The sequence below is a fragment of the Streptomyces sp. NPDC001339 genome (assembly GCF_042895955.1).
GTDB lineage: Bacteria > Actinomycetota > Actinomycetes > Streptomycetales > Streptomycetaceae > Streptomyces.
In genome coordinates this window covers 358,313-372,657 of the sequence record NZ_JBIAWT010000004.1, presented here as the reverse complement: position 1 = coordinate 372,657, position 14,345 = coordinate 358,313, and the positions used below count along the sequence as shown (strand labels likewise).

At 71.0% G+C, this 14,345-nt stretch carries 14 protein-coding genes; 7 read left to right on the top strand and 7 right to left on the bottom strand.

Going from position 1 to position 14,345, the window contains the following annotated elements; all coding sequences use genetic code 11:
- Positions 1–99: 99 nt before the first annotated feature.
- From ACFY12_RS13905 to ACFY12_RS13895, 3 genes are all read left to right on the top strand, one after another.
- Entirely contained in the window at positions 100–1,554 is a 1,455-nt protein-coding gene (locus tag ACFY12_RS13905) for a DUF2252 domain-containing protein (protein ID WP_390716007.1), read from the top strand.
- 267 nt (positions 1,555–1,821) lie between these two features.
- Positions 1,822–2,712, top strand: a complete 891-nt coding sequence (locus ACFY12_RS13900) for a J domain-containing protein (protein WP_390716006.1) — start codon at positions 1,822–1,824, stop codon at positions 2,710–2,712.
- A gap of 10 nt (positions 2,713–2,722) precedes the next feature.
- Positions 2,723–3,067, top strand: a complete 345-nt coding sequence (locus ACFY12_RS13895; protein ID WP_390716005.1) for a rhodanese-like domain-containing protein — start codon at positions 2,723–2,725, stop codon at positions 3,065–3,067.
- A 121-nt stretch (positions 3,068–3,188) separates the two neighbouring features.
- On the opposite strand, the gene ACFY12_RS13890 is transcribed toward ACFY12_RS13895, so the two are convergent.
- The 6 genes from ACFY12_RS13890 to paaA all read right to left on the bottom strand — a co-directional run bounded on the left by ACFY12_RS13890 (position 3,189) and on the right by paaA (position 8,058).
- Complete coding sequence (locus ACFY12_RS13890) at positions 3,189–4,322, bottom strand: acyl-CoA dehydrogenase family protein (protein ID WP_390716004.1); 1,134 nt, start codon at positions 4,320–4,322, stop codon at positions 3,189–3,191.
- Between the two features lie 185 nt (positions 4,323–4,507).
- On the bottom strand, positions 4,508–5,551 hold the full coding sequence (locus ACFY12_RS13885) for a 2Fe-2S iron-sulfur cluster-binding protein (RefSeq protein WP_390716003.1): 1,044 nt from the start codon (positions 5,549–5,551) through the stop codon (positions 4,508–4,510).
- A complete protein-coding gene (gene paaD / locus ACFY12_RS13880) occupies positions 5,551–6,048 on the bottom strand; it encodes a 1,2-phenylacetyl-CoA epoxidase subunit PaaD (protein WP_066929014.1) in 498 nt (165 codons plus the stop codon). The genes ACFY12_RS13885 and paaD overlap by 1 nt, the downstream gene beginning before the upstream one ends.
- Complete coding sequence (paaC, locus tag ACFY12_RS13875) at positions 6,042–6,776, bottom strand: 1,2-phenylacetyl-CoA epoxidase subunit PaaC (RefSeq protein ID WP_390716002.1); 735 nt, start codon at positions 6,774–6,776, stop codon at positions 6,042–6,044. The genes paaD and paaC overlap by 7 nt, the downstream gene beginning before the upstream one ends.
- Complete coding sequence (gene paaB, locus ACFY12_RS13870; RefSeq protein WP_390716001.1) at positions 6,773–7,111, bottom strand: 1,2-phenylacetyl-CoA epoxidase subunit PaaB; 339 nt, start codon at positions 7,109–7,111, stop codon at positions 6,773–6,775. The genes paaC and paaB overlap by 4 nt, the downstream gene beginning before the upstream one ends.
- On the bottom strand, positions 7,108–8,058 hold the full coding sequence (gene paaA / locus ACFY12_RS13865) for a 1,2-phenylacetyl-CoA epoxidase subunit PaaA (protein WP_390716000.1): 951 nt from the start codon (positions 8,056–8,058) through the stop codon (positions 7,108–7,110). Before paaA ends, paaB begins: the two co-directional genes overlap by 4 nt.
- Positions 8,059–8,226: 168 nt before the next feature.
- On the opposite strand from paaA, the gene ACFY12_RS13860 reads away from it, so the two are divergent.
- Genes ACFY12_RS13860 through ACFY12_RS13850 form a run of 3 tightly spaced genes read left to right on the top strand, consistent with a single transcriptional unit; the run spans position 8,227 to position 10,852 of the window.
- Positions 8,227–8,898, top strand: coding sequence for a DUF5819 family protein (locus ACFY12_RS13860; protein ID WP_390715999.1), 672 nt, complete (start codon positions 8,227–8,229; stop codon positions 8,896–8,898).
- On the top strand, positions 8,895–10,181 hold the full coding sequence (locus tag ACFY12_RS13855; RefSeq protein ID WP_390715998.1) for an HTTM domain-containing protein: 1,287 nt from the start codon (positions 8,895–8,897) through the stop codon (positions 10,179–10,181). Before ACFY12_RS13860 ends, ACFY12_RS13855 begins: the two co-directional genes overlap by 4 nt.
- The gene (locus ACFY12_RS13850) at positions 10,178–10,852 is read left to right on the top strand and encodes a TrmH family RNA methyltransferase (protein WP_390715997.1); all 675 of its coding nucleotides are present in this window, start codon (positions 10,178–10,180) and stop codon (positions 10,850–10,852) included. The genes ACFY12_RS13855 and ACFY12_RS13850 overlap by 4 nt, the downstream gene beginning before the upstream one ends.
- 115 nt (positions 10,853–10,967) lie before the next feature.
- On the opposite strand, the gene paaN is transcribed toward ACFY12_RS13850, so the two are convergent.
- Entirely contained in the window at positions 10,968–12,650 is a 1,683-nt protein-coding gene (gene paaN / locus ACFY12_RS13845; protein WP_390715996.1) for a phenylacetic acid degradation protein PaaN, read from the bottom strand.
- 174 nt (positions 12,651–12,824) lie between these two features.
- On the opposite strand from paaN, the gene ACFY12_RS13840 reads away from it, so the two are divergent.
- Positions 12,825–14,345 carry a 3-hydroxyacyl-CoA dehydrogenase gene (locus ACFY12_RS13840; RefSeq protein WP_390715995.1) on the top strand — a complete coding sequence of 507 codons (1,521 nt, stop codon included), beginning with the start codon at positions 12,825–12,827 and terminating at the stop codon, positions 14,343–14,345.

Here is a 14,345-nt window from a genome sequence, read left to right as displayed (position 1 = left end):
GAGCCGACCGGCACGCCATGAACGATGCGCGGCGGCACGACGAACGGACGCACCAAGGTGCGCAACAGACGCAGGTCGTGAAGGGGGAGGTGGCTCGCCATGTCGCGTGTGCCGTACGTACCGGGGTTCGCGAAGGCCGATGCGCAGGGGCCGTCGGGGCCGTCGCCCAAGGCCGTGGGCCGGGCGCTGCGGGAGCGCTTTCCCCGTGCCGGGCAAGCCGCGCTGTCGATCACGGCCGGGCGGCCGGACGCGGTCGCGGCGGTCGAGGAGTCCAACGCTGGCCGACTGCCCGAGCTGACGCCGATACGGGTCGGCCGGATGGCCGCGAGCCCCTTCGCTTTTCTCCGCGGGTCGGCGGGGCTGATGGCGTACGACCTGATGGGCGGTCCCGTCACCGGTATCGGAACGCAGATCTGCGGGGACGCGCACGCCGCCAACTTCGGTCTTTACGGGGATGCCCGGGGCGGTCTCGTCATCGACCTCAACGACTTCGACGAGACCCTCCACGGGCCGTGGGAGTGGGACGTGAAGCGGCTGGCGACGTCGATGGTGCTGGCGGGCCGAGAGGCGGGGGCCGGTGAGGACGAGTGCCGTAAAGCGGCGCAGGACGTGACGGGCGCGTACCGGCGCACGATGCGGCTCCTGGCGAAGCTGCCGGTGACCGAGGCGTGGAACGCCATCGCGGACGAGGAACTGGTCTCGCACACGGACGCCCGGGATCTGCTGGGGACGCTGGAGCAGGTGTCGGCCAAGGCGCGCAAGAACACCAGCGCGCGGTTCGCCGCGAAGGCGACGGAACAGACGGAGGACGGCGGACGCCGGTTCGTGGATGCGCCGCCGGTGCTGCGGCGGGTGCCGGACGGGGAAGCGGCGGCCGTGGTGGCCTCCCTGGCCACGTATCTGGAGACTCTCCCCGAGGACCGGCTGCCCCTGCTGGCTCGCTATGCGGTGCACGACGTGGCCTTCCGAGTGGTCGGCACCGGCAGTGTGGGCCTGCGGTCGTACGTGGTGCTGTTGCTGGATCACCGGGGCGAGCCGCTCGTCCTCCAGGTGAAGGAGGCACGGGGCTCGGTGCTGGCTCCGTATGTGGAGAAGGCCGGCTTCCCGATGCCGTCGGTGGCGCACGAGGGGCGCCGGGTGGTGCTCGGGCAGCGCCGGATGCAGGTCGTCAGCGACATCCTGCTGGGCTGGACGACGGTGCAGGATACGGATACGGCGCCGCGTGGTTCCGGCGTCGACGCCCGCTACGGCACCGGCGGCGGACTTCCCTTCCAGGTACGCCAGTTCAGAAACCGCAAGGGCAGCGTGGACCCGGCGCAGCTGACCGGCGAGCAGCTGGACGACTACGCCCGAATGACCGGCGCACTCCTGGCCCGGGCCCACGCACACGGTGCCGACCCGCGCCTGGTGGCCGGCTACTGCGGCAAGAACGAGGAACTGGACGAGGCGATAGCCGCGTTCGCGGTCTCCTACGCCAACCGCACAGAGGCCGACCACGCGGCCCTGACAGCGGCCGTCAAGAGTGGACGCATAGCAGCGGAAATGGGGGTGTGAGGGGCCGACGTGGCCGGCGTGCCCAGCGTGGTCGACGTTTCCGACACGGCCGGTGTTCTCGGCGTGTCTGGCGTGGTCGACGTTCCCGACACGGCCGGTGTTCTCGGCGTGCCCAGCGTGGTCGACGTTCCCGACACCGCCGGTGTGCTCGGCTGTGCCTGGCGTGGCCGGGCTGACGGGGAGGGGAGGGGCGGGGGGGGGAGGGGCCCCAGAGGAGAGGGGAAGGCGGCGGAGGGCCACGGCTCCCCATGGCCGTACGCTGGCCAGGTGACGAACTCGCACGCGGAGAACGCGCAGGACGGCCGGCACGGAACGGGCGCACCACAGGGCACATCGGGTGCCCCGGGTGAGCCGGGTGGTGCAGCGGATGAGAGCGGGGCGCACGAGGAGGCGACGCGGCGGTTGGCGAAGGCGGTGCTGGCCGCGGAGCAGGCGCTGATCGAGTTCGAGATCGCCGTCGAAACCTTCCGGGTCGAGGTGGAGAACTTCTCCCGGCTGCATCATCAGCGGCTCGGTCCCATGTACGCGCGGCTGGACGAGCTGGACGCGCAGATCGCCGAGGCCGTGGCGGCGCGTACCGGCGACCCCGAGGACATCCGTAAGGCGCAGGAAGCGCGGGCGTCGGTGCTGCCGATGCCGGGGGTCGAGGAGCTGTTCCACGGCTGGATGGGCTCGGATGGGCTGTTCGACGAGGCACAGGCGATGCTCACCGAGCAGTCGGTGCAGCCGCCGCAGAAGGTGCGGCCCGGCGAGGAGGCTCGCAAGGTCTACCGCGACCTGGTGCGCAAGGCCCATCCTGACCTGGCACGGGACGATGCGGAGCGGGCACGGCGGGATGCCTTCATCGCCCGGGTCAACGCGGCGTACGCCCGGGGTGACGAAGCGGCGTTGCGGGAGTTGGCCCGCGAGTGGGAGTCCGGTCCCGCCCCGGCCGAGGCGCGGCCCAGCGAGAGCGAGGAGCTGTACGCCCGGCTGGAGTGGCTGGCCGCGCGGAAGGAGATGCTGGCCGCCACCGCCGCCGAGCTGGAGGACAGCGCGATCGGCGCGATGATCAAGATGGCGCCGGATGACCCCGATGCGCTGCTGAACGAGATCGCCGAGAAGCTGCTCGCCGATGTCGCAGAGCGTGAGGCGTACCTCGCGCAGCTGGTCGGGTAGCGTCGTCGGTATGCATTTTGGTTCTATGCCCGCGGTCGGTGTGGAGGAGCTCACGTCCGAGGACTTCCTCCTGGACGTGCGCGAGGACGACGAGTGGGAGGCGGGGCATGCCGAAGGCGCGCTGCACATCCCGATGAGCGAGTTCGTCGGCCGCTACGGGGAACTGACCGAGAAGGCGCCCGAGGGCGGCAAGGTGTATGTGCTGTGCCGGGTCGGTGGGCGCTCGGCCCAGGTGGTGCAGTATCTGCTCCAGCGGGGCATTGACGCGGTGAATGTCGCGGGCGGCATGCAGGCGTGGGAGGCCACCGGTCGTCCGGTGTCGGACGGCAAGGGCGGCACCGGCGCGATCATCTAGCGATTCGTGATCGCTGAGGTGCTGCCGCGGCCTCGGCGTCTGTGATCTGTGACGCAGCGGGGACTCTGCCTTCCCCGCGCTCCCTTCATCGCAGCTCAGCTCGCCTCCACCTCACCCCGCCTCACCCCAGCGCGTGTGCCGCCAGCAGGTCGCCGAGGGCTTCTTCGTGGGCGGCCGCGGGGCCGAGGGAGAGTTCGAGCTGTTTGGCCCAGGCGTGGTAGCGGTGCAGGGAGTAGTCGGTGTCGGCGCCGAAGCCGCCGTGCAGATGCTGGGCGGTCTGGACGACGCGGCGTATGCCCTCCGAGGCCCAGATCTTGGCGACCGCGACATCTCCCGCGGGCGGCAGAGAGCCGGGTGCGCCGGTGGTGAGGCGCCAGGCTGCCTGCCAGAGCGTGGCCTCCATGGCGCGGAGATCGATGAAACGGTCGGCGGCCTGGACGGCGACGGCTTGGAACGTGGCCACCGGGAACCCGAACTGTTCGCGTTTGCTGGTGTAGTCGCTGGTCATTTCCAGTACGCGTGTGCCGATGCCCAGGGCGAGGGCGCAGACGCCGGTGGTCAGGAGGTTGCGCAGCGACTCCCAGGCCGCAGGGTCGGTGATCGCCTCCCGGGTGCTGATGTGTACGGAGTCCAGCCGGACCTCGGCGTGCCGCTCCCCGCTGGTGGAGATCTGGTCTTCGAGCGTGACGCCGGGGCGGGCGCGGGGGACGAGGGCGAGTACGGCGTGACCGTCGGAGGTGTGGGCGGGCAGCAGAATCCGGTCCGCCGTCTGGGCCCAGGGGACGGCGGTCTGGGTGCCGTCGAGGATCCAGTCGGGGCCGTCCTGGTGGGCATCCACGGCGCTTTCTGCCGGTTCGTGCCCGGTGCGGCCGGCGGCTGCGACGGTCACGACGAGGTCCCCGGTGGCGATCCTGGGCAGGACCTCCGTACGGAGCTCGTCCGCCGCATGGTTCTGGAGCGTGTGCGCGGCGGCGCCGGATTCCAGCAGCGGCACGCGCGCCAGCACCTTGGCCGACTCGCGCAGTACGAGGCAGAGCGCGAGGGCGTCCAGGCCCGTGCCGCCGTGCTCGGGTGCGATGGGCAGGCCGAGCAGGTCGGCGTCGGCGAGCTTGCGCCACAGGGCACGGTCGAAGTCGTCGGCGACCGCGCCGGGGGTGAGCGCGGGGCTGGGCACACCGTCCGGCGTGACCTTCGCGAAGACGGCCTTGGCCGCTTCGACGGCGGCCTGTTGCTCCTCGGTGAAGGTGAAGTCCACTGGTCCGTCCTCCCGCGCCGCGCCATGACCTGACGAGGCGTCAAGGTAGAACAGGTTTCAGGAATTGGGAATGGCGGCGAGGGCGGAATCGGCCTGCGGGCCGGTTCGGCGGTGGTGGGGCCGGTGCAGAGAGCACGGGGCCGGTTCAGCCGGCCGCGGAGCCGGTGCAGCGATCACGGAGCCGTTCAGCGGTCGAAGTCCAGCTCCACTTTCTCCGTGACCGGGTGGGACTGGCAGGCCAGTACGTAGCCGGCGTCGACCTCATCGGATTCCAGGGCGAAGTTGCGGTCCATACGGATCTCGCCGGAGACCAGGAAGGCCCGGCAGGTGCCGCAGACGCCGCCCTTGCAGGCGTACGGGGCGTCCGCGCGGTTGCGGAGTACCGCGTCGAGCAGGGATTCGCCGTCGTGGACCGGCCAGGTGCCGGAGCGGCCGTCGAGGGTGGCGGTGACGGCGCTGTGCGCGGGTGTGGCGGCGGCGGGGGCGGTCGGGGTGCCGTTGTCTATGTGAAAGATCTCTTCGTGGATGTGGGTGCAGGGCACGCCGAGGGCACGCAGTGCGCGCTCGGCGCCCTGGACCAGGCCGTAGGGCCCGCAGAGGTACCAGCCGTCGATGGCGTCGATCTTCAGGAGGGCGGGCAGCAGGGAGCGGAGCCGGGTTTCGTCCAGCCGGCCGGATGGCAGCCCGGCTTGCTGCTCCTCGCGGGAGAGGGACTGGATGAGCTGGAAGCGCTCGGGGTAGCGGTCCTTGAGGTCGGCCACCTCCTCCAGGAACATCGTCGACGCCGCCGTGCGGTCGCTGCGGAGGAGGCAGAACCGGGCGTCCGGCTGCTGTGCCAGCAGGGTGCCGGCGATGGAGAGCACAGGGGTGATGCCGCTGCCGCCGACGATCCCGACGAAGTGGCCGGGGCGCGGGGCGAGGGTGAACCGGCCGGCGGGGGCCATGACCTCCACCGTGTCGCCCACCGCCAGCTCCTTGAGCGCGTAGGTCGAGAAGGCGCCGTCCTCGACCAGGCGGATGCCCACGCGCAGTACGGGCTCGTCGGTGGCGGGGGTGCAGATGGAGTACGTGCGGCGGATCTCCTGTCCGTCGGCCGTCCTGCGCAGTGCGATGTGCTGCCCGGGAGTGTGCCGGAACGTCGTACGCAGCTCGGGCGGGACCGCGAAGGTGACGGCCACCGCGTCGTCCGTGAGCCGCTCGATCTCCTTGACCTGGAGCGGGTGGAACATCACAACTCCTTGAAGTGGTCGAAGGGTTCGCGGCAGGACTCGCAGCGCCGCAGCGCCTTGCACGCCGTGGCGGAGAACCGGCTCAGCAGAGTGGTGTCGGTCGATCCGCAGTGCGGGCAGCGGATGGTGAGATCGACGGTGACCGGTCCGCCGGCCGGGCCCGTCGGGCGGGGTGGTGCGATTCCGAACTCGGCCAGCTTGCGGCGGCCTTCGGCGGTGATGGCGTCGGTGGTCCACGGCGGGCTGAGGACCGTACGGACGTCGACCTCGGCCATGCCGTGGTCGCGCAGGACCCGCTCGATGTCGGCGGACATCGCCTCGATGGCGGGGCAGCCGGTGTACGTCGGGGTGAGCCGGACCTCGACGCGGTCCGGGGCCGTCAGCCGGACATCGCGCAGTATGCCGAGCTCGGCGAGGGTGAGGACGGGCAGCTCGGGGTCGGGAACGGAGCCGGCGAGCGCCAGCAGTTCCTGTTCGAGGGCGGTGGTGGTCACCATGTCGCTCCCGGGTGGCTGCGGTGGAGGTGCTGCATCTCGGCGAGCAGGCGTCCGAACGGTTCGGTGTGCAGGCCCTGGCGGCCCGCGCCGGCCGTCCAGGCACCCCGTTGGGGGCCTTCGGGGACGGTGAGGGTGGCCCGGGCGAGGATGTCGCCGAGGCGTGCGGTCCAGGCGTCGCGGAGGGCCGGCCAGGGCACTGCCTCCAGCCCCTTCACCGGCTCGAACAGTTCGCCGGTGAAGCGCCACAAGGCATCCAGGGCGCGCTGCATCCGGGTGTGGCTCTCGTCCGTGCCGTCGCCCAGCCGCAGGGTCCACTGCTCGGCGTGGTCGCGGTGGTAGGCGACCTCCTTGACGGCCTTCGCGGCCAGTGGCGCCAACTCGCCGTCGCCTGCGGCGAGATGCTCGTACAGCAGCTCCTGGTAGGTGGAGAAGTACAGCTGGCGGGCGACGGTGTGGGCGAAGTCGCCGTTGGGCTGCTCGACGAGCTGGAGGTTGCGGAACTCCCGCTCCTCGCGCAGAAACGCCAGCTCGTCCTCGTTGCCGGCGAGCGACAACAGCACCCGGGCCTGGCCGAGCAGATCCAGCGCGATATTGGCCAGGGCGACCTCCTCCTCCAGGGCCGGGGCGTTGCCGGCCCACTCGCCCAGGCGGTGGGAGAGGATCAGGGCGTCGTCCCCGAGGGGCAGGGCGGGGGTGGCCGTGACGTCCGGCGAAGGCGATGCCGTCACAGGTGATGCACCCCCTCCGGGATCTCGTAGAAGGTCGGGTGGCGGTAGGGCTTGTCGCCGGCCGGTTCGAAGAAGGCGTCCTTCTCGTCCGGTGAGGACGCGGTGATCTGGGCCGACGGCACCACCCAGATGGAGACGCCTTCCGAGCGGCGGGTGTACAGGTCGCGGGCGTTGCGGAGGGCCATCTCGGCGTCCGGTGCGTGGAGGCTGCCGGCGTGGCTGTGCGAGAGGCCGCGGCGGCTGCGTACGAAGACCTCCCACAGGGGCCAGTCGGTGGCCCCGGCGCCCGGTGCCGCGGAGCCCGCGGGGGTGTCGGCGGGGTGTGCTGTGGTCATCGGCCGGCCTCTCCGTGCTTGGCCGCGTGTGCGGCGGCCGCCTCGCGCACCCAGGCGCCTTCCTCGTGTGCCCTCCGGCGGCGGTTGATCCGTTGTTCGTTGCAGGGGCCGTTGCCCTTGAGGACCTCTCGGAACTCGGCCCAGTCGATCGGGCCGAAGTCCCAGTGGCCGCGTTCCTCGTTCCACACCAGGTCGGGGTCGGGGAGAGTGAGACCGAGGGCCTCGGCCTGGGGGACGCAGATGTCCACGAAGCGCTGGCGCAGTTCGTCGTTGGAGTGCCGCTTGATCTTCCAGGCCATGGACTGCGCGGAGTGCGCGGACTCGTCGTCCGGTGGGCCGAACATCATCAGCGACGGCCACCACCACCGGTCGACCGCGTCCTGCGCCATGTCGTGCTGCGCCGGTGTACCGCGGCTGAGGTGCAGCAGGAGTTCGTAACCCTGGCGCTGGTGGAAGGACTCCTCCTTGCAGATGCGGACCATCGCGCGGGCGTACGGGCCGTACGAGCAGCGGCACAGCGGGACTTGGTTCGTGATCGCCGCGCCGTCCACCAGCCAGCCGATGGCTCCGACGTCGGCCCAGGTCAGGGTGGGGTAGTTGAAGATCGAGGAGTACTTCTGGCGGCCGGAGTGCAGTTTGTCGAGCAGTTCGTCGCGGCTGGTGCCCAGGGTCTCGGCGGCGCTGTAGAGATACAGGCCGTGTCCGGCCTCGTCCTGGACCTTCGCGATCAGGATCGCCTTGCGCCGCAGCGACGGCGCGCGGGTGATCCAGTTGGCCTCCGGCTGCATGCCGATGATCTCGGAGTGGGCGTGCTGCGCAATCTGCCGTACGAGCGTCGAGCGATAGGCGTCCGGCATCCAGTCCCGCGGTTCGACGCGTTCTTCCGCCGCCACGGTGGCGTCGAACGCCGCCTCGTGAGCCGTCTCCTCCGGCGCGATCGTCGTCATGTGGTGCCCCCTCGCTCCCGACCGACCGATCGTTCGGTTCAATGGTGAGTGGGTGGGACCGCGGGTGTCAAGCCTGTGGATAAGTTGGGGGAGGGTGTGCCTGATGCGGTGGCATAGGTACGGTTCCGGAGCGGAGCCGACCGCACGGAATCTGGGAACGGGGCGGGAATGGAGTCATACGGGGACGGAACGCGACCACTGGCCGCGCTCTCGCTGCCCTCGCGGATCGTCATAGGCGTGGCGGCCTGTGCCGTCGCTATCGTCGCCGCGATACATCTGGCGATGATGTTCCTGCACGTGGCGCCGTCGAACACGCTCAGCAAGCAGCAGGGCGCCCTGATCAGCGACTACGTCTACCCCGAGTACGAACAGAACTGGAAGCTGTTCGCACCCAACCCGCTCCAGCAGAACATCGCCGTGCAGGTCCGCGCCCAGGTGCGGACCAAGGACGGCGCCATGCGGACCACCGGCTGGACCGATCTGACCGCACGCGACGGCAGGGCGATACGCCACAACCCGATGCCCAGCCACACCCAGCAGAACCAGCTGCGCCGCGGCTGGGAGCTCTTCCGCGGCAGCCATGACGCGCAGAACCGGCCGATCGGCACACGCGGCGAGCTGTCCGAGCGCTACCTCCGGCGGATCGTGATGCTCCGGATGGGTGCGGAGTGGACCAGGGGCGGCGCCCGGGTCGAGCAGATCCAGGCCCGTTCGCAGACCACGGCGGTCAGCCCGCCGCCGTGGAGCTCCGAGAAGATCAGTGACAAGCCCGCATACCGCGTGACGTCGTGGTGGCCGGTCACCGCAGCCGACCTGCCCGAGGGGGCGAAGAACCAGTGACGTCACCGACGCCTCCCGCCGATGCCTACCGGGAGACCCGGATCGAGCGCGCCCTGGGTCGCGGGTTCGCGCACCTCACCGGCCGGGCGCTGGCCCCGTACCAGACCGCCGTGATCCGGATCGGCTTCGCGGCCACCTGGCTGTTCTTCCTCCTGCGCGAGTGGCCCCACCGCCGGACCCTCTACGGTCCCGACGGCCCCTGGAGCCTGGACATGGCGCGCGGGCTGCTGGACGGCAACCACGCCTTCTCCGTGCTGGTCTGGTCCGACGGGCGCGGCTGGTTCGAGTTCGTCTACGTCCTGGCGATCGCGGCCGCCGCGGCGCTGATGGTGGGCTGGCACACCCGCACCATGTCGGTGCTCTTCATGCTCGGTGTGATCTCGCTGCAGAACCGCAGCGTCTTCGTGGGGGACGGCGGCGACAACGTCATCCACCTGATGTCGATGTACCTCGTGCTGACCCGGTGCGGGCAGGTCTGGTCGCTCGACGCCCGCCGCGCCCGGCGCCGGGAGCCCGCCGAGGGGGTTCCGTCGCCCCGGGATCCGACCGGCATCGTGCTGTGGGCCGTGCTCGGCCTCGGGCTGGCGGTCGCGCAGCTGAACGGCGCCTACGGCCTGCGCTGGTTCGAGAACGGCCCGTTCCCGCACATCGGCTGGAGCCTCGCCCTGTGGGGCCTGTGGCTGGCGCACGGCCTGTGGTGGGTGGTGCGGCGGTACGCCCCCGGGGAGCCGCGCACCGTCCTGGACACCCTCGCCAAGCTCGCCCACAACGGCGCACTGCTGGTGATCGTGGTCGAGGTCTGCCTGATCTACGCCACGGCCGGCTGGTACAAGATCCAGGGAAGCCGCTGGCAGGACGGCACCGCCGTCTACTACCCGATGCACCTGGACTACTTCTCGCCGTGGCCCGCGCTGTCCCAGCTGCTCACCGGCAGCGGCCTGGTGATCATGCTGATCACCTACGGCACGGTGATCGCCCAGGTCGCCTTCCCGTTCACGGTCTTCAACCGCCGCCTGAAGAACGTGCTGCTGGTCGTGATGATCTGCGAGCACCTCTCGATCGCGTTCCTGCTGGGGCTGCCGTTCTTCTCGCTCGCGATGATCACCGCGGACGCGGTCTTCCTGCCGACCAACTTCCTCACCTGGCTCTCCGCACGCCTCTCCGGCCTGCGCGAACGGCTGTTTCCGCGCCGCGGCACACCGGGGCCGGCGGACCGGTCGGCAGGCGGTGGGCCGGAGGTCCATACCGAGCACGGCGGCGGGGGCCATACGCTCGTGGGGTGAGCAGTGAGAAAACCGTCCCCGCCGAGGCCCTCCAGTACGACGAGGGCTACGGGCCCCGGATCGGTGTCGGTCCGCACCCGGAGCCCTGGCCCCAGGGCGACCGTTACGACCCCGAGCTGCTCGCGCACGGCGACCGCCGCAATGTCGTCGACCGCTACCGCTACTGGACGCGCGAGGCGATCGTCGCCGACCTCGACACCCGCCGGCACGATTTCCATGTGGCCGTCGAGAACTGGAGCCATGACTTCAACATCGGCTCGGTCGTCCGGACCGCGAACGCGTTCCTGGCCAGGGAAGTCCATATCGTCGGGCAGCGCCGCTGGAACCGCCGCGGCGCGATGGTCACCGACCGCTACCAGCACCTCCGCCACCACCCGGACACCGCCGATCTCACGGCCTGGGCCGTGGCCGAGGGACTGCCGATCATCGGGATCGACAATCTCCCCGGCTCCGTGCCGCTGGAGACGACCGAGCTGCCGCGCCGCTGTGTGCTGCTCTTCGGCCAGGAGGGGCCGGGGCTGACCGAGGAGGCGCGCCGGCATGCCTCGATGGTCTGCTCGATCGCGCAGTTCGGCTCGACCCGCTCCATCAACGCGGGCGCCGCGGCCGCCATCGCGATGCACGCCTGGATCGGCCGCCATGCCCGGATCGACGAGCCGGGCGCCGTCTGAGCGCTGTCCGACGGACCCCTGGTCCGTCCGTTGGTCCGTTCGTTGGTCTGTCTGTAAGGGGCCGCGGGCCCGGGTAGCGCACCCCGGGCCCGGTGTCCCCCCCTTCTGCTCTGCGCTACGCCGGTCGCCGCACCTCCACCGTCCGGAAGCGGTTCGCGACGAACGCGCTGTCGCACAGCACCGCGTTGGCCGCCGGATTGCCGCCCGAGCCATGGAAGTCCGAGAAGGCGGCGGTCTGGTTCACATAGACCCCGCCGGTCAGATTCAGCGACAGCTGGGCGCACTCCTCCAGGCAGGCCTGCTCCACCAGCTGCTCGACCTCGGGCGAGGTGGTGTACGCGCCGACCGTCATGGCGCCCTTCTCACGGACCGTGCGCCGCAGCAGATCCACGGCGTCGGCCGCGGAGTCGACGGCCACCGCGAACGACACCGGGCCGAAGCACTCCGACAGATACGCCGCCTCGGAGTCCGGCTTGGCGCCGTCCAGCTTGACGATCACCGGTGTACGGACCGTCGCCCCCGGGAAGTCGGGGTGGGTCACCTCACGGGAGGCCAGCGCCACCTCGCCCAGCCGGCCGGCGGTTGCGATCCGCTCCTCGACCTGTGGATTGACGATCGCGCCCAGCAGGGCGTTGGCCCGTGCGTCATCGCCCAGCAGGCCGCTCACCGCGCCGGCGAGATCGCTGACCACCTCGTCGTACGACTTCGGTCCGGCGTCCGTGGCGATGCCCTCGCGGGGGATCAGCAGATTCTGCGGGGTGGTGCACATCTGGCCGCTGTACAGCGACAGCGAGAAGGCGAGGTTGCTCAGCATGCCCTTGTAGTCATCGGTGGATTCGATGACGACGGTGTTGACGCCGGCCTTCTCGGTGTAGACCTGCGCCTGCCGGGCGTGCGTCTCCAGCCAGTCGCCGAAGGCGGTCGAGCCGGTGTAGTCGATGACCCGGATCTCGGGGCGCACGGCCAGGGTCTTGGCCAGGCCTTCGTCGGGCTTGTCCACGGCCAGGCACACCAGGTCGGCGGGGAAACCGGCGTCGTCGAGCACCTCACGGGCCACCTTGACGGTGAGCGCCAGCGGCAGGACGGCCCGCGGATGCGGCTTGACCAGCACCGGGTTGCCGGTGGCCAGGGAGGCGAACAGGCCCGGGTAGCCGTTCCATGTCGGGAAGGTGTTGCAGCCGATCACCAGGGCGACGCCGCGCGGCACGGCCGTGAAGCTCTTGGCCAGCTCCAGCGGCTCGCGCTTGCCCTGCGGCTTGGACCAGGCCGCCTGCTCGGGGACGCGGACCTGCTCGGCGTACGCGTACGCCACCGCCTCCATGCCGCGGTCCTGGGCGTGCGGCCCGCCCGCCTGGAACGCCATCATGAAGGCCTGCCCGCTGGTGTGCATCACGGCCTGCGCGAACTCATGGGTGCGGGCGCTGATCCGGGCGAGGATCTCCAGGCACACCGCCGCGCGCACCTCGGGGCCTGCGTCCCGCCAGACGGGGAGCGTGGCGCGCATCGCCGGCAGCAGCACATCGACATCCGGATGCGGGTAGCTGATGCCCAACTCCGGCCCGTAGGGCGAGACTTCCTGCCCCGTCCAGTCGTCCGTGCCGGGCTGGTCGAGCTCGAAGCGCTTGCCGTGCAGCGCCTCGAACGCGGCCAGGCCGTCGGACGCGGCGCTCTCGCCGTACGCCTTCGGATGCTCGGGGTGCGGGGACCAGTACGCGCGGGTGCGGATCGCCTCCAGCGCCTGATCGAGGGTCGGGCGGTGCTTCTCGATCAACTGCGCTGCGGTCATTTCGGCGGCCATCGATGACCAACTCCTCGTCGAGCTGCGCGGAGAGTGGATGGAGAGTCGGTGAGTAAGGCTGGTGGACAAAGCTGGGTGCGGAAACGTCGACGGAGCTAGAGTAACCGAACGATCGGTCGGGGCAAGGGGGCCCGGCCGCCCTGTGGAAAAGTCGGTCGGAGAGGATCAGCTCGCATGACGGCAATCGGGACCAACAGCACCGTGGCAGTGGTGGGCACCGGCACCATGGGACAGGGCATCGCGCAGGTGGCGCTGGTGGCCGGCCATCGCGTACGGCTCTACGACAGCGCCCCCGGGCGCGCGGAAGAGGCCGCCGGGGCGATCATGCGGCGACTCGACCGGCTCGTGGAAAAAGGCCGGATCCCCGCGCATGACCGTGCTGCCGCCGGTGAGCGCCTCTCCCCCGCCACCTCCCTCGCGGAACTGGCCGACGCGGCGCTCGTCATCGAGGCGATCCTGGAGCAACTGCCCGCCAAACAGGAGCTGTTCGCCGCCCTGGAGGACATCGTGGCGGACGGCTGCCTCCTGGCCACCAACACCTCCTCGCTGTCCGTGACCGCCGTCGCCGGCCGGCTGCGCCGTCCCGGCCGCTGCGTGGGCATGCACTTCTTCAACCCCGCGCCGCTGCTCCCGCTGGTCGAGGTGGTCAGCGGCTTCGCCACCGACGAGGCGGCCGCCACCGCCGCGTACGAGACCGCGGGGGCCTGGGGCAAGAAGCCGGTGCGCTGCGCCGACACCCCCGGCTTCCTCGTCAACCGCATCGCCCGCCCGTTCTACGCGGAAGCGCTGCGCGCCTACGAGGAGCGGGTCGCCGATCCGGCCACCATCGACGCGGTGCTGCGTGAGGGCGCCGGCTTCAAGATGGGGCCGTTCGAACTGACCGACCTCATCGGGCAGGACGTGAACGAGGCGGTCACGCACTCCGTGTGGCAGGCCTTCTTCCAGGACCCGAAGTTCGCGCCCTCTCTGGCGCAGCGGCGACTGGTGGAATCGGGGCTGCACGGCCGCAAGACGGGGCGCGGCTGGTTCGACTACTCCGAGGGCGCCGCTCTGCCCGAGCCGCGTACCGAGGGGCCCCGGCCCGCCCCGGAGGCGGTCGCCGTGCACGCCGCGCTGCCCGGGCCGGCAGCGGTGCTCCGCGAGATGGTCGAAGAGGCGGGCATCAAGATCACCCGTGACCGCACACCAGGGGAGTCGGAGGGCTTCATCAGGCTCCCCGGAGGGGCGTGCCTGGCGCTGACCCACGGCTACCCGGCGACGAGCATCGTCTACGACCGGTACATCCGCTTCGACCTCTCGCTCGACTACCGGGCCGCCGCCCGCATCGCCCTCGCCGCCTCGCAGTCCTGCTCCGAGGCGGACCTCGCGGAGGCCGTCGGGCTGTTCCAGGCGCTGGGCAAACACGTCAGCGTGATCGAGGACGTGCCGGGGATGATCGTCGCCCGGACGATCGCGATGATCGTCGACTTCGCCGTGGACGCCGCGGCCCGCGGGGTGGCGACGCCCGAGGACATCGACACGGCCATGCGGCTGGGCGTGAACTACCCCGGAGGCCCCCTGGAGTGGGCCGAGCGACTCGGTGCCCAATGGGTGTGGGACCTGCTGGATTCGATGTACCACCACAACGCGGGCGGACGCTACGCACCGTCCTGGGCCCTGCGGCGCCGTGCGGACCTCGAGGAATGGGTGCTCTAA

Bases quoted from the DNA above. Each gene is read 5' to 3' on its own strand.
- ACFY12_RS13905 (WP_390716007.1), top strand. From the start codon at position 100: ATGTCGCGTGTGCCGTACGTACCGGGGTTCGCGAAGGCCGATGCGCAG.
- ACFY12_RS13895 (WP_390716005.1), top strand. From the start codon at position 2,723: ATGCATTTTGGTTCTATGCCCGCGGTCGGTGTGGAGGAGCTCACGTCC.
- ACFY12_RS13885 (WP_390716003.1), bottom strand. From the start codon at position 5,551: ATGTTCCACCCGCTCCAGGTCAAGGAGATCGAGCGGCTCACGGACGAC.
- paaD (WP_066929014.1), bottom strand. From the start codon at position 6,048: ATGGTGACCACCACCGCCCTCGAACAGGAACTGCTGGCGCTCGCCGGC.
- paaB (WP_390716001.1), bottom strand. From the start codon at position 7,111: ATGACCACAGCACACCCCGCCGACACCCCCGCGGGCTCCGCGGCACCG.
- paaA (WP_390716000.1), bottom strand. From the start codon at position 8,058: ATGACGACGATCGCGCCGGAGGAGACGGCTCACGAGGCGGCGTTCGAC.
- ACFY12_RS13860 (WP_390715999.1), top strand. From the start codon at position 8,227: ATGGAGTCATACGGGGACGGAACGCGACCACTGGCCGCGCTCTCGCTG.
- paaN (WP_390715996.1), bottom strand. From the start codon at position 12,650: ATGGCCGCCGAAATGACCGCAGCGCAGTTGATCGAGAAGCACCGCCCG.
- ACFY12_RS13840 (WP_390715995.1), top strand. From the start codon at position 12,825: ATGACGGCAATCGGGACCAACAGCACCGTGGCAGTGGTGGGCACCGGC.